The 13,206-nt window shown below is 68.2% G+C and carries 11 protein-coding genes and 2 pseudogenes; 7 read left to right on the forward strand and 6 right to left on the reverse strand.

Annotated elements, in window-relative coordinates; all coding sequences use genetic code 11:
* Positions 1-8: 8 nt before the first annotated feature.
* Positions 9-2,363, forward strand: a complete 2,355-nt coding sequence (glgB, locus tag Y590_RS12595; RefSeq protein ID WP_060770145.1) for a 1,4-alpha-glucan branching protein GlgB — start codon at positions 9-11, stop codon at positions 2,361-2,363.
* 21 nt (positions 2,364-2,384) lie between these two features.
* On the opposite strand, the gene Y590_RS12600 is transcribed toward glgB, so the two are convergent.
* Positions 2,385-2,714 (reverse strand): YnfA family protein, encoded by a 330-nt coding sequence (locus tag Y590_RS12600; protein WP_060770146.1) that lies wholly within the window; start codon positions 2,712-2,714, stop codon positions 2,385-2,387.
* A gap of 94 nt (positions 2,715-2,808) precedes the next feature.
* Entirely contained in the window at positions 2,809-3,081 is a 273-nt protein-coding gene (locus Y590_RS12605) for a hypothetical protein (protein ID WP_060770147.1), read from the reverse strand.
* A 104-nt stretch (positions 3,082-3,185) separates the two neighbouring features.
* On the opposite strand from Y590_RS12605, the gene Y590_RS12610 reads away from it, so the two are divergent.
* Positions 3,186-4,298, forward strand: a complete 1,113-nt coding sequence (locus Y590_RS12610; RefSeq protein ID WP_060770148.1) for an SPL family radical SAM protein — start codon at positions 3,186-3,188, stop codon at positions 4,296-4,298.
* A 31-nt stretch (positions 4,299-4,329) separates the two neighbouring features.
* On the opposite strand, the gene Y590_RS12615 is transcribed toward Y590_RS12610, so the two are convergent.
* Positions 4,330-5,094 carry an endonuclease III domain-containing protein gene (locus Y590_RS12615; RefSeq protein WP_060770149.1) on the reverse strand — a complete coding sequence of 255 codons (765 nt, stop codon included), beginning with the start codon at positions 5,092-5,094 and terminating at the stop codon, positions 4,330-4,332.
* Positions 5,095-5,143: 49 nt separating this feature from the next.
* Positions 5,144-5,905, reverse strand: a complete 762-nt coding sequence (locus Y590_RS12620; protein ID WP_060770150.1) for a GyrI-like domain-containing protein — start codon at positions 5,903-5,905, stop codon at positions 5,144-5,146.
* 241 nt (positions 5,906-6,146) lie between these two features.
* On the opposite strand from Y590_RS12620, the gene dapF reads away from it, so the two are divergent.
* The 3 genes and pseudogenes from dapF to Y590_RS25725 all read left to right on the forward strand — a co-directional run.
* Positions 6,147-7,004, forward strand: a complete 858-nt coding sequence (gene dapF, locus Y590_RS12625) for a diaminopimelate epimerase (protein WP_060770151.1) — start codon at positions 6,147-6,149, stop codon at positions 7,002-7,004.
* Positions 7,001-8,233, forward strand: a complete 1,233-nt coding sequence (mtaB, locus tag Y590_RS12630; RefSeq protein ID WP_060770152.1) for a tRNA (N(6)-L-threonylcarbamoyladenosine(37)-C(2))-methylthiotransferase MtaB — start codon at positions 7,001-7,003, stop codon at positions 8,231-8,233. The genes dapF and mtaB overlap by 4 nt, the downstream gene beginning before the upstream one ends.
* Positions 8,234-8,399: 166 nt before the next feature.
* Positions 8,400-9,125 (forward strand): annotated as a pseudogene (locus tag Y590_RS25725) (DDE-type integrase/transposase/recombinase); the annotation flags it as partial.
* A 94-nt stretch (positions 9,126-9,219) separates the two neighbouring features.
* Here the strand turns inward: Y590_RS25725 and Y590_RS12640 are convergent.
* Positions 9,220-10,446 (reverse strand): IS110-like element ISMch4 family transposase, encoded by a 1,227-nt coding sequence (locus tag Y590_RS12640; RefSeq protein WP_060768813.1) that lies wholly within the window; start codon positions 10,444-10,446, stop codon positions 9,220-9,222.
* A gap of 247 nt (positions 10,447-10,693) precedes the next feature.
* Here Y590_RS12640 and Y590_RS12645 point away from each other — a divergent pair.
* A pseudogene (locus Y590_RS12645) lies at positions 10,694-10,936 on the forward strand (integrase core domain-containing protein); the annotation flags it as partial.
* Here Y590_RS12645 and Y590_RS12650 read toward each other — a convergent pair.
* Positions 10,933-11,652, reverse strand: a complete 720-nt coding sequence (locus Y590_RS12650; RefSeq protein ID WP_060770155.1) for an RluA family pseudouridine synthase — start codon at positions 11,650-11,652, stop codon at positions 10,933-10,935. The pseudogene Y590_RS12645 and the gene Y590_RS12650 sit on opposite strands and share 4 nt — an antisense overlap.
* 73 nt (positions 11,653-11,725) lie before the next feature.
* Here Y590_RS12650 and ftsY point away from each other — a divergent pair, with 73 nt between their 5' ends.
* Positions 11,726-13,192, forward strand: coding sequence for a signal recognition particle-docking protein FtsY (gene ftsY / locus Y590_RS12655; protein ID WP_060770156.1), 1,467 nt, complete (start codon positions 11,726-11,728; stop codon positions 13,190-13,192).
* Positions 13,193-13,206 lie beyond the last annotated feature (14 nt).

Consider the following 13,206-nt stretch of genomic DNA (forward strand, 5'->3'; position numbering starts at 1 on the left):
GTGATTGGATGACGGCTCTGGACGATAAGGCCGCGGCTCGTAACGAGGGGCAGGCGGCCGCCAACGTCCCGAACAGGTCAGGCTCGACCGAGGCGCCGCGCGCGCCCCGGTCGACGGATGCGCTTGGCGGAGAGGGGGCTCCCCGTGTGGGACGCTCGGCCTCGCAAGCGCGCGATGGCCACCTCCATCCCGATGCCATTGCGGCCGTGATGGCGGCCGATCACGGCGACGCGTTCGGCGTCCTCGGGCCGCATCAGGTCGCGCCGGGTGCCTGGGAGGTCCGTGCAATCCTGCCTGAAGCGAAGGCGGCCCGCCTCGTCACGGGCGGGCAGAGCATCCCGTTCGAGCGCGTTCATCCCGACGGGTTCTACGTCGCGAGCGTGAAGAGCGAGGGTCGGCCCCTCTACGAGATCGAGGTGGAGGCCTGGGACGGCACCAGCACCCGCCGCCACGATCCCTACGGCTTCGGCCCGTCGCTCGACCAGAGCGAGATCGACGGCCTGCGCCTGATCGGCAGCAACCTCGTCTATCGCGTGCTCGGTGCGCATGCGGGCGAACTCGACGGCATCGCCGGGTTCCGATTCGCGGTCTGGGCGCCGAATGCCCGCCGCGTCAGCGTCGTCGGCGACTTCAACGATTGGGACGGCCGGCGCCACCCGATGCGGCTGTGGCTCAATGGCGGCGTCTGGGAGCTGTTCGTGCCGGGTCTCAAGGCCGGGCAGAACTACAAGTTCGAAATCCGCGGCCCCGATGGCTCCGTGCTGCCGCTGAAGGCCGATCCGGTCGCCTTCCGCGGCCAGCACCCGCCGCAGACGGCCTCCGTTCTCCAGGGGCTGAACGAGCCGCAATGGCACGATGCGGCCTGGATGGACACGCGCGGTGAGAAGGATCCGCGCCACGCCGCCATGTCGGTCTACGAGGTCCATCTCGGCTCGTGGGCACGGGTGCCGGGCGAGGGCAACCGCTACCTGACCTACAAGGAGCTGTCCGACCGGCTGATCCCGTACGTGAAGGAACTCGGCTTCACGCATATCGAGCTTCTGCCGATCACCGAGTACCCGTTCGACGGCTCCTGGGGCTACCAGCCGGTCTCGCTGTTCGCGCCGACCAGCCGCTTCGGCACGCCCGACGACTTCGTCGCTTTCGTCAACGCGGCGCATGCGGCCGGCATCGGTGTGATGCTCGATTGGGTGCCGGGGCATTTCCCCCTCGACGCCCACGGCCTCGGCCTGTTCGATGGCACGCATCTCTACGAGCATGCCGACCCGCGCCAGGGCTTCCACCAGGATTGGGGCACCTACATCTACAATTTCGGCCGGGTCGAGGTGTCGGCCTTCCTCACAGCCAATGCCCGCTTCTGGCTCGAGCACTACCATCTCGACGGCCTGCGCGTGGATGCGGTGGCCTCGATGCTCTACCTCGACTACTCGCGCCGTGCGGGCGAGTGGATTCCGAACCAGTACGGCGGCAACGAGAATCTCGACGCCATCAACTTCCTGCGCAAGACCAACGAGGCCACCTATAGCCACGCGCCGGGCACCATCACGGTGGCCGAGGAATCGACCTCGTGGCCGGGCGTGTCGCACCCGACCTACACGGGCGGTCTCGGCTTCGGCTTCAAGTGGAACATGGGGTGGATGCACGACACCCTGAAATACATGTCGGAGGATCCGATCCACCGGCGCTACCACCACCACAACCTGACCTTCGGCCTGCTCTACGCTTTCTCGGAGAACTTCGTGCTGCCGCTGTCTCACGACGAGGTGGTGCACGGGAAGGGCTCGCTGCTCGGCAAGATGCCGGGTGACCGCTGGCAGAAATTCGCCAATCTGCGTGCCTATTTCGGCTTCATGTGGGGGCACCCCGGCAAGAAGCTGCTCTTCATGGGCGGCGAGTTCGGCCAGGAGCGCGAGTGGAACCATAACCAGTCACTCGACTGGCACCTGCTCGACGATCCCCTGCATGGCGGCGTGAAGGATCTCATCCGCGACCTCAACCACGTCTACACCTCGACGCCGGCGCTCTATACCCGCGATGTCGAGGCCAGCGGCTTCCAGTGGCTGGTGGCGGACGATTCCGACAACTCGGTCATCGCCTGGGCGCGCAAGGGCAAGGCAGAGGGCGAGATCGCCATCGTCGTATCGAACTTCACGCCGGTTCCGCGTGAGGGTTACCGCGTCGGCGTGCCGACGGCCGGCTACTACCGCGAGGCGATCAACTCGGACGCCGAGCGCTACGGCGGCTCGAATGTCGGCAATATGGGTGGCGTGCAGAGCCAGGCTGAGCAGAGCCACGGCCAGCCGCACTCGCTGAGCCTGACCCTGCCGCCGCTCTCGACCCTGATCATGATCCGCGAGGGTTGATTTCCTCCACCCCGGAGCGACTCAACCGCTCCGGGGGCCGAACAGGATCACCGCCGCGCCGGCGAGGCAGATCGCCCCGCCGGCAAGATCCCAGCGGTCGGGACGATGTCCCTCGACGCCCCAGAGCCAGAGGATCGACGCGGCGATGTAGATGCCGCCATAGGCGGCATAAGTCCGCCCGGCCGCCTCGCTCTCGACGAAGGTGAGCAGCCAGGCGAACAGCGCCAGCGAGACGAGCCCCGGTGCGACCCACCAGACCGACCGGTCGAGCCGCAGCCAGGCCCAGAAGGCGAAGCAGCCGGCGATCTCGGCCAACGCGGCACCGGAATAAGCGAGAAGGGTCTTGGTCATCGGCGACGCTTGGCGCGGGCCGAGCCCCTTGCCAAGTCATCGCAACCGGTCATTCGGCCCGTTTCACCGACGCATCACCGCTCCGGATCGCGCGTCAGGCGTCGTCCTCCGGCGCGAACACCTCGCCCTTCTCGGCAAGCCGCACGTTGTTGCGGTCGGCGGGGAGATCGCGAAGGTCGCGGTAAGACTTAAGCAGACGGTTCAGGTCGGCCCTGGCCGGATCGGACGGCTCCGGCGCTCCGGGATCGAAGCCGTCCACCACAATCTCCACCCGCCGGTCGAGATCCCCAGCGTTTCGCGGATTAAGGCCCTCGATCCGGGCGAGAAGGTCGGCGATCGCCGCGCGTTTCGTCTCCAGCTCCGTCATCGACACCTCGCAAGACCTCCGCGCGAAAACAGCGCCCGAGGCCTTCGACGGTTCCGAAAGGACGCATCCCGGGACCTTCGGCAGGGGCAAAGGGTTGGGGCAGCATGAGTCTTGTTCCGACCGAGGAGGCCGATGCCCGGCCCGTGCCGCGGCCCCGCTCCGCGCGTCTCTGGCATCCGCGCCGGGTGCTGGTGACCCCGGCCGCCCTCGAACACGCCCATGGCCGGCAGATCGTTGCGCGAGCGGAAGATTTGGGTTTCCCGATCGAACGCCTGAAGAGCAACCGGCTCATCGGGTTGCGCGACGAGAACCCGCGCCGGGCCTATGCCCAGGCCAAGGCGACGCTCGCCATCGTCACCGCACCGCCAACGAAGCTGAAGCTCCAACCGATTCCGCCGAGCGCCGATTGGCGCTTCGATCTCGCCGAAGGCTGTCCGGCGCACTGCCAGTACTGTTATCTCGCCGGCTCCCTCTCGGGGCCGCCGGTGACGCGCGTCTACGCCAACCTCGACGCGATCCTCGGCAATCTCGACGGCTATCTGGGGCAGGGCGGCGTCACCAGCGCCAAGGAAGCGCGGGCGGCCGAGGGCACGACCTTCGAGGCGTCCTGCTACACCGATCCGCTCGGGATCGAGCACCTCACCGGCTCGCTCTCGGCAGCGATCCGTCGTTTCGGCGCCTGGGAGGCGCCGGTGCAGCTGCGCTTCACGACGAAGTTCGCCGCGGTCGAACCGCTCCTCGACCTGCCGCATCGCGGCCGCACCCGCATCCGCTTCTCGGTCAACGCGGCGGCGGCAGCGCGTTACGAGGGCGGCACCGCTCCGCTCAGCGAGCGGCTCGCCGCCATGGGTGCCGTCGCCCGGGCCGGCTATCCCGTCGGCCTCACCATCGCTCCGATCCTGCCGATCGAGGAATGGCCGGACGCCTACGACGCTCTGCTGCGCGACGCGGCCGAGGCTTTGTCCGGTGTGGCGGCGCCCGATCTAACGGTCGAACTCATCACCCACCGCTTCACGCCGGGCTCGAAGACGATTCTCGAAGGATGGTATCCGGGCTCCGATCTGCCGATGCGCGAGGCGGAGCGCACTCGCAAGCTCACCAAGTTCGGCTCGGTGAAATACGTGTTTCCGAACGATCTCATGAAGGCGATGCGGGCCCATCTCACCGGTCGGATCGCGGTTCATCTGCCGACGGCGCGCATCCTCTATTGGACGTGAGAGAGGCTGACACGCGCGACCGGATAGGGAGTCAGACCGCGGCCTCCCTCGCCTGACCCGTCGGGCAGAGGTCGAGCAGCACGCAGCATCCGCAGGCCGGGGAGCGATGGAAGCAGACGCGCTGGCCGTGCAGCATCAGCACCTCGTGATTGTCGTAGAGCTTCTGTGCCGACCAATCGTCGGGAAGCTGTGCCCGCAGCACCGCGTGGCTCGGCCCGACATCGACCCTGGCACCGATCAGCCCGGTGCGCTGGGCAACGCGGTGATGGTGACTGTCCACTGGCAGGGCCGGCATCCGCAGCGTCGAGAACGAGAGCACGGCGGCGCTCGTCTTCGGCCCGATGCCGGGGATCGCTTCGAGCCAGCCGCGCGCTGCATCGACGCTCATATCCCCCAGGAAATCGAGGGTGAGTGCGCCCACCCGCTCGCGCACCGCGGCGAGCACCGCCTTGATGCGCGGCGCCTTCAGCTCCGGCCAGGTGACGCCGCGGATCGTCGCCTCGATCTCTTCGACCGACGCCGACTCGATCTCTGTCCAATCGGCCCAGCGCGCCCGCAGCGCCTTGAAGGCGCGCCCGGAATCCGCGTTGCGGGTCCGGTGCGAGAGCAGCGAGGAGATCAGCTCCGACAGCGGGTCGAGACTGTGGAAATACGGGATCGGGCATTCGTAGACGCCGCAGAGACGGCGGTGGATTTCCAGAGCCTTGTCCTTCAGGGCCTGCGACGCGGCGGCCGGCGCCTCGCGGCGGCGATGGCGGGCTGCCGCCGGAAGGGCCGTATCGGGGAAGAGCGTCATGGAAGCCGAATCCGCGGAGGGATTCGGTGGTTCCCGGCCCGCGACAACCCTACTTCGCCGGCTCCTTCGGCAGGGCGTAGATGTTGATGTCGAGCTTGTCGTCCGCACCCTCGCCGAGGTCGGTGACGTATTCCTCCAGGAAGCGGTCCTGGACTGCGATCTCCTTGGCGTCGAGATAGGCGATCAGCGTCTCGTAGGTGCCGTCGATCTCCTCGTAACTGCCGCTATGCTTGAACCGCAGGGCTTTGCCGCTCGGGTTCGAGCCGAACTTGACGTCGCCGCCCTCCGTGCCCTGCGCAGGTGCGGCCTCGATCGGGATCATCGCCTCGTACTGAAAGCCGTCATCCTCGGTCTTGGTGAACAGGGCGATCGGTCGGCCCGCCTGCTTGAGGTTCAGCTTGGTCAGCGTCTCGCCGATGGTCTTGTAGGCCTTTCGGAGGTTGGCCCGCGCCTCCTCCCACTTGGTCTCGCCCGCGAGGATCGCCACGGGTTTGGCCGGCAGCGTCACCTCATCGACGTCGTTCGGCTCGCCCGGAACCGTCACGAGGGTCGGCAGCGAAGAGGCCGGGGGTGTGACCGCCTGGGCCGCGCCGGCTTGGGCGGGCCGCGGGATCGGGACCTGCTGAGGCGCGGGCGCTGCCGGGTCGGGGCCGGATTTCGTGGTGTCCGGCACGGTCGTGGTCGGCAGTGGGTTCGTCTCGGCAGGGGAGGGCGCGTTGGTGGGGGGCGGCGCGTTCTGGGCGAGCGGCGCGGTCGTCAGCGAAGGGACGAGAGCGAGGAGGCCCGCGGCGAGGGTGGCGAGACGGGTCAAGGTGGGGACGCTCCGATTGGCCGGTTCGGATAGGGTAGGGCCGAAACACGCCCCGCGCGAGACCGTTGCGGCGCGACGTTGCGGCTCGCTGTTCCCGACTCGCAGGCCGGCGGCTTTTGCCATATACGCCGCGCCACCCCCACATTCCCGCAGACAAGGTCGTCAGAGGTCCGATGAGTCCTCCTGGAGCCCTCTCGTGAGCCCTCTCCCAAGCCCTATCGCCAATCGCCGCTTCCTGAAGATGCACGGCGCCGGCAACGCCATCGTCGTGCTCGACCTGCGCGGCACCGCGGTCCGGGTGACCCCGGCCGAGGCTCGCGCCATCGCCGCCGACGTGCATTCGCGCTTCGACCAGCTCATGGTCGTGCACGATCCCGTCACGCCCGGCACCGATGCCTTCATGCGCATCTACAACACCGATGGCTCGGAATCCGGCGCTTGCGGCAACGGCACGCGCTGCGTCGGCTACGCGCTGCTCGACGATCCGGCCATGGCACGGCCTGCCGAGAACGGCGCGCTGACGCTGGAGACGAAGGCCGGACTGGTCGCGGTCAAGCGCATCACCGACCGCTCCTTCACCGTCGATATGGGCCAGCCGCGCCTGCGGTGGGACGAGATCCCCCTCGCCGAACCGTTTCTCGATACCCGACGCATCGAGCTTCAGGTCGGGCCGATCGACGATCCGATCCTGCATTCGCCCGCTGCCGTGAGCATGGGCAACCCGCACGCGATCTTCTTCGTCGAGCGCGATCCCGACAGCTACGATCTCGGCCGTATCGGCCCGCTGCTCGAAGCCCATCCGATCTTCCCCGAACGGGCCAACATCTCCATCGCCGAGGTGACGGGCCGCGACACGATCAAGCTGCGCGTCTGGGAGCGCGGCGCGGGGCTGACGCTGGCCTGCGGCACGGCCGCCTGCGCCACCGTGGTGGCCGCCTCGCGCCTGCGCATGATCGGCCGGGCCGCCCGCGTGGCGCTTCCCGGCGGGGAACTCTCGATCGAGTGGCGCGCCGATGACCACGTACTGATGACCGGTCCCGTCTATCTCGAAGGCGAGGGCACGTTCTCGCCCGATCTGTTCGCCGGGATCGAGGGGTGAGCGTCGAGACCCTCACCTTCGGCTGCCGGCTCAACACCGTCGAATCCGAGGTGCTGCGCGGCCACGCCGAGCCCAATGCCGAGGGGCGCGACCTCGTCGTCGTCAATACCTGTGCCGTCACGGCCGAGGCCGGGCGGCAGGCGCGCAAGGCGATCCGTCGGCTTTCCCGCGAACGGCCCGGTGCCGAGATCGTCGTGACAGGCTGCGGCGCCGAGGTCGAGCGCGCGAGCTACGCCGCGATGCCGGAGGTGGCGCGCCTCGTCGGCAACGCGGCCAAGCTCAGGCCGGAGAGCTGGCAGAGCGGCACCGCGCCGGCGCCTGAAGACATCATGGCCGTCCGCACCGCCGAGCCGACGCGCATCGCCACCATGAGCGGGCATACCCGCGCCTTCGTGCCGGTGCAGAACGGCTGCGATCACCGCTGCACCTTCTGTGTCATTCCGTTCGGGCGCGGCAATTCCCGCTCCGTGCCGGTCGCCGAGGCCGTGGCGCAGGTGCGCCGCATCGTTGAGCATGGCGGGCGCGAGGTGGTGCTGACCGGCGTCGATCTCACGGCCTATGGTCGCGACCTCGATTCCGACTTGAGCCTCGGGCGCCTCGTTCGCACGATTCTCGCCGAGGTGCCGGATCTCGCGCGCCTGCGCCTCTCTTCGATCGACTCGGTGGAGGCCGATGCCGAGCTGATCGCCGCCTTCGCCGAGGAGCCGCGGCTGATGCCGCATGTCCACCTCTCGCTCCAGGCGGGCGACGACCTGATCCTCAAGCGGATGAAGCGGCGCCATTCGCGTGCCGACGCGATTCGCCTGTGCGAAACCCTGCGCGACCTGCGGCCCGGCCTCGTCTTCGGTGCCGACCTGATCGCCGGCTTTCCCACCGAGACCGAGGCGCAGTTCGCCCGCTCTCTCGACCTCGTGACCGAATGCGGGCTGACGCATCTGCACGTCTTTCCCTATTCGCCGCGCCCCGGCACGGCCGCCGCGCGGATGCCGGCGGTGCCGGGCGACGTGGTCCGCGCGCGGGCCGCACGGCTGCGCGAAGCCGGCGCGGCGGCCCTCGCCCGCCACCTCGACGCCGAAATCGGCGCCCGCCGCCGGGTTCTGACCGAACGGGGCGATACCGGCCGGACGGAGGCGTTCTCGCTCGTGCGTTTTACGGAGCCGGTGCCCGCGGGGGAGATCCGCGACATCTCCGTCACCGGGCATGACGGGCAGGCTCTGCTCACGGCCTGAGCGAGACCCGTCCACCTGTCCTCGTCCGCCGGGGAGGGATCTAGCGCATCATCCCGAAAGGTGGTTGCCGGCTTTCGGAAAAGGATGATGCAAAAACAAGATGCTCTAGGTGTTTGATCCCTCGGTGTGGTGGTACGATTGAGCATCACGCGGCGAGGGATGCGCTATGGGCCAAATTCTTCACGGCAGCGCCCGCACGACGGAGGCAGTCCGTCGCGCGATACAGCTACGTCAAGAAAGCGTGAGAGCGGCGGCTAAACGCTACGGCGTCAGCCCGACGACGATCCAGAAGTGGCGTGATCGGGAGACGACGGCCGACGCGGCCATGGGTCCGAAGGAGCCGCGCTCGACCGTTCTGACACCGGAGGAGGAGGCGATCGTCGTCGCTTTCCGGCGGCATACCCTGCTGCCGCTGGACGACTGCCTCTACGGTTTGCAGCCCACGATCCCCCATCTGACCCGCTCCAGCCTGCACCGGTGCCTGCAGCGGCACGGCATCAGCCGCCTGCCGGAAGTCGAAGGCGACAAGCCCGAGAAGAAGCGCTTCAAGCAATATCCGATCGGCTACTTCCATATCGATATCGCACAGGTCAGCACCGAAGAGGGCAAGCTGTACCTGTTCGTGGCGATCGACCGTACCAGCAAGTTCGCCTTCGTTCATCTTGTCGAGAGCGCTGGCAAGATGGAGGCGGCGCAGTTCCTGCGTGATCTGATCATGGCGGTGCCCTACCGCATCCACATCGTCCTGACGGATAACGGCATTCAGTTCACCAACGGCAAGAAGGATACCTATGCCTTCGCGCACATCTTCGGCCGCGTCTGCGCAGAGAACGACATCGAGCACCGGCTAACCAAGGTGAACCATCCCTGGACCACGGATGAGGTTGAACAGTCCCTTTGTTGCGATCCGTACTATTTTGTTGCCGCCCACGGGCGACCGTGTGACGAAGAGCCGGGTTCGAGGTGCAAGCCTGGCCGCGCCGTCTTCAGAGTCGCTCCTCCTTTGCGGCGCCCGTGGGTACGCGTCGCCCACGCCGGCTCCAGCCCTCGGTCAGGTGTCGGTAGGCGACCTCCGCCTGCTCGACACGCCGCCGCTCCTCCTGTCGGACGCGGGTCAGGTTGTAGGCGTAGGCCGTTCCGCGCTGACCACGCCGTGCCGGCTCGCCCGAGCGCAGCTCCAGTTCCCGCAGCTTCTTGGCGTGGAGCGCCGGACGCACCCAAGCGTAGTCCTCGCCCCGCGTGAGCAGGTGCCAGATGATCACCGCCAGCTTGCGTGAGACCGCCACGGCCGCGACGTGAGGCCCACGCCGCGCCGACACGCGCTGGAAGAAGGCGCGCAGTGGACCGGGCCCCCGCACGGCCTGCCAGGCCGCCTCGACCAACATCGTGCGGGCGTGGCTGCGCCCCTGCTTGGTGATGCGTCCATGCCGTGGCTTGCCGGATCCGGACTGATGCACGCTCGGGTTCAGCCCAAGATAGGCCACGAGCCGATCCGGGCCGGCGAACCGCGCCACGGGTCCGATGGCGGCGATCAGCCCGACTGCGACCACCAGGTCGATGCCTGGGATCGTCATCAGCCGCGTGACGTTCGCGTCGGCGCGCGCCTCGCGCGCCAGTTCACGCTCGACGACCTTCACGTCCTCGCTCAGCCGGTCGTACTCACGCAGGTGCCGGGCGACGGCATCGCTCTCGTCGCCGGGCAGCGGCTGTGCCAGCAGCCAGGTCCGTCCCCGCGGCCCGAACAGATCGGCGTGGGGACAGGGCGGCACTAGATGCGCATGCAGGATCGACTGCACCATCGTCTTCAGCCGCGTCCGCTGCCGGACGATCTGGGTGCGGCGTGTGACCTGGCGCCGGAGCGCAAGCGTTGCCTCGTCCGGGATCCAGACCTCTGGCAGAAAGCCACTGGCATAGAGCCGCGCCAGCACGGTCGCGTCGATGACGTCGGTCTTGATCCGCGCCTCGGCGATCAGCCGCACCTGGCGCGGGTTGGCGATCACCACCCGACCGACATGCGGCCGGATCACCTCCGCGACCGCGCTGGCGTTGCCGGTCGCCTCCACGACGACATGGTCGTCGTGCGTCAGCGTCTTGGCGAACGCCGTCAGGTGATCGCGCGTCATGCCGATCCGACCAAGACGCCGGGCCGCGCCGTTCTCCAGCATTACCGCCTCGGCGAAAACGCGGTGGATGTCCAATCCCACAACCCGCATGAGCCTGTCTCCTCGTCTCGATTGCGGGAGCTGGCGGGCAACACGGCAACTACGGATCCGCGCTCGCAGCGCATCCGGGCGAGCCGCAGGGGCGGCCAGATAACGGCTCGGGCTCGCAGCCCATCGTCTAAGGGTCGGCCTGCCCGCACGCACGTGCTCCCGGTGCCCCGTGTCCCGGATGGGCTCACCATAGCGCCGATCCGAAGATCAGCGGAACGCGAGGGCACCGAGGGTCATCATGCCGGATAACGGCCAGGTCGAACGGATGAACCGCACGATCAAGGATGCGACGGTCAAGCGCTACCATTACGACAGCCACGATCAGCTCAGAGATCACCTCCAGCTCTTCGTGGATGCCTACAACCACGCCCGCCGCCTCAAGACGCTACGCGGCCTGACACCCTACGAACGCATCTGCCAAGCCTGGACCAAAGAGCCCGAACGCTTCAGAGTCGATCCGTCGCACCACATGCCGGGACCGTACACCTAAGGGGCGGCAGCGGTCATTCCGCACGCCGCAAGCCCCGTCCGCATATGCGCGGGCGCCGGCGCCTCGACGGCGATCGCCGCGCGCTTCGGATACAGCGGCAGGCTCAAGCCTCGCGCATGGAGCTGCAGGCCGGGCCCATCCCGCCCGGCGCCTCCGTAGATCGCGTCGCCGCGGATTGGCCAGCCCATCGCCGCGCAGTGAACCCGCAATTGGTGGGTCCGTCCCGTCACCGGCTTCAGTTCCAGCCACGACAGACCCTCGGCCCGCCCGAGAACCCGGTAGAGCGTCAGAGACGGTGCACCGGCCGGGTCGGTCTTCATCCACCAACTGCGCGGATCGTCCGAACGTTTGGCCAGCGGAAGGTCGATGCGCCCTTCCATCGTCTCAGGGCCCCCTTCGACCAGGGCCCAGTAAGTCTTATCGACCTTGCCGTCGGCGAACAGGCGGTTCAAACGCGCCAGGGCCTTGGCGTGGCGGCCGAGCACGAGGCAGCCCGACGTGTCGCGGTCGAGCCGGTGCGCGGCCTCTGGCCGGCGCGGCAGGCCGAAGCGCAGGGCGTCGAGATGGTCGGTCAGCGTCGGCCCGCCCTTCGGGCCCGGATGCACCGGCAAACCCGCTGGCTTGTCGATGATGAGCATCAGGGCATCGCGGTAGAGGAGCGGAGGCCCTATCTCCGGTCCGACGGTGCGATCCGGCACTGAAACACGCGCGTTCATGCCCCACGGGCTAGAATGTCGGATCGTCGCGGGCAAGGTTTGAGCAGGGCAAGATTTTGAGCAAGGGACGAGGATGAGCGACGATGAGAAGCCCGGCTGGTTCGGACGCCTGTTCGGGCGAAAGGGCGCGCCCGAATCCAAGTCCCCCGAGCCGGTGCCGGCCGAGGACGGAGCGGCCGAACTAACCACGGCCGGGGAATCGGTCACGCCGGACCCGCTGTCGCCCGCCTCCGAATCCGAGGGGCAACCGGTCTTTACCACCGCGGCGGACGACGTCGCCCACGTGCCACCGCCGGTGAGCGAGCCCGCCTCCGACGATCCCGACAAGAATCGCATCCCCGACGAACTGGAGGGCGCCGATCTCCAGCCCGAGCCGCAGCCGCCATCCGGCGAAGCACCGCAGCCCGACGAAATCTCGGCCGAGAACGAGTCATCGGCTGCTCCCACCGAGACGGCGGAGAAGCGGAACTGGTGGTCGCGCCTGACCGGCGGCGAGGAGGAGACGCCTGCGCGCCCGGCCGAATCCGAGCCACCCACCGAGGTCGATATCCAACCCGTCGATGCCGCGGCGGCGCTGGCGAGCGATGCGGTGTCCGGCGCGGTCGAGAGCACCGAGAAGCAGGGCTGGTGGTCGCGCCTCACCGCCGGAATGCGGCGCACCTCCTCCGCGCTGTCGGACCGGGTGACGGGCCTGTTCACCAAGCGCAAGCTCGACGCCACCACCCTCGAGGATCTGGAAGACGCGCTGATCCAGGCCGATTTCGGCGTGGAGACGGCGATGCGCATGTCCGAGGCGGTCGGCAAGGGCCGCTACGAGAAGGGCATCTCGCCCGACGAGGTGCGCGCCATCCTCGCCACGGAGATCGAGCGGGCGCTGGAGCCCGTGGCGACGCCGATCGAGATCGATTCGGCCAAGAAGCCCTACGTGATCCTGACGGTCGGCGTGAACGGCGCCGGCAAGACGACGACGATCGGCAAGCTCTCGCTCAAGTTCAAGGCCGAGGGGCGCAGCGTCATGCTGGCGGCCGGCGATACATTCCGCGCGGCGGCGATCGAGCAGTTGCGGGTGTGGGGGGATCGCACCGGCACGCCGGTCATCAGCCGGGCACAGGGCTCGGATGCGGCTGGGCTCGCCTTCGACGCCTTCAAGGAGGCGCGGGAGAACGGCACCGACGTGCTCCTCATCGACACCGCCGGCCGTTTGCAGAACAAGGCGGGGCTGATGGCGGAGCTGGAAAAAATCGTCCGGGTCATCCGCAAGCTCGATCCAGAGGCACCGCATGCCACCCTGCTGGTGCTCGACGCCACCGTTGGGCAGAACGCATTGAGCCAGGTCGAGTTGTTCTCGCAGGCCGCCCCCGTATCGGGCCTCGTGATGACGAAGCTCGACGGAACGGCGCGGGGCGGTATTCTGGTGGCGCTCGCCACGAAGTTCGGCCTGCCCGTGCACTTCATCGGGGTTGGCGAGGGTGTGGAAGACTTGGAGCCGTTTGCCGCGCGGGATTTTGCCCGGGCAATCACCGGCCTTCCCAAGGAGTAGCCGATTGCCTGCCC

The organism is Methylobacterium sp. AMS5 (genome assembly GCF_001542815.1).
Lineage (GTDB): Bacteria > Pseudomonadota > Alphaproteobacteria > Rhizobiales > Beijerinckiaceae > Methylobacterium.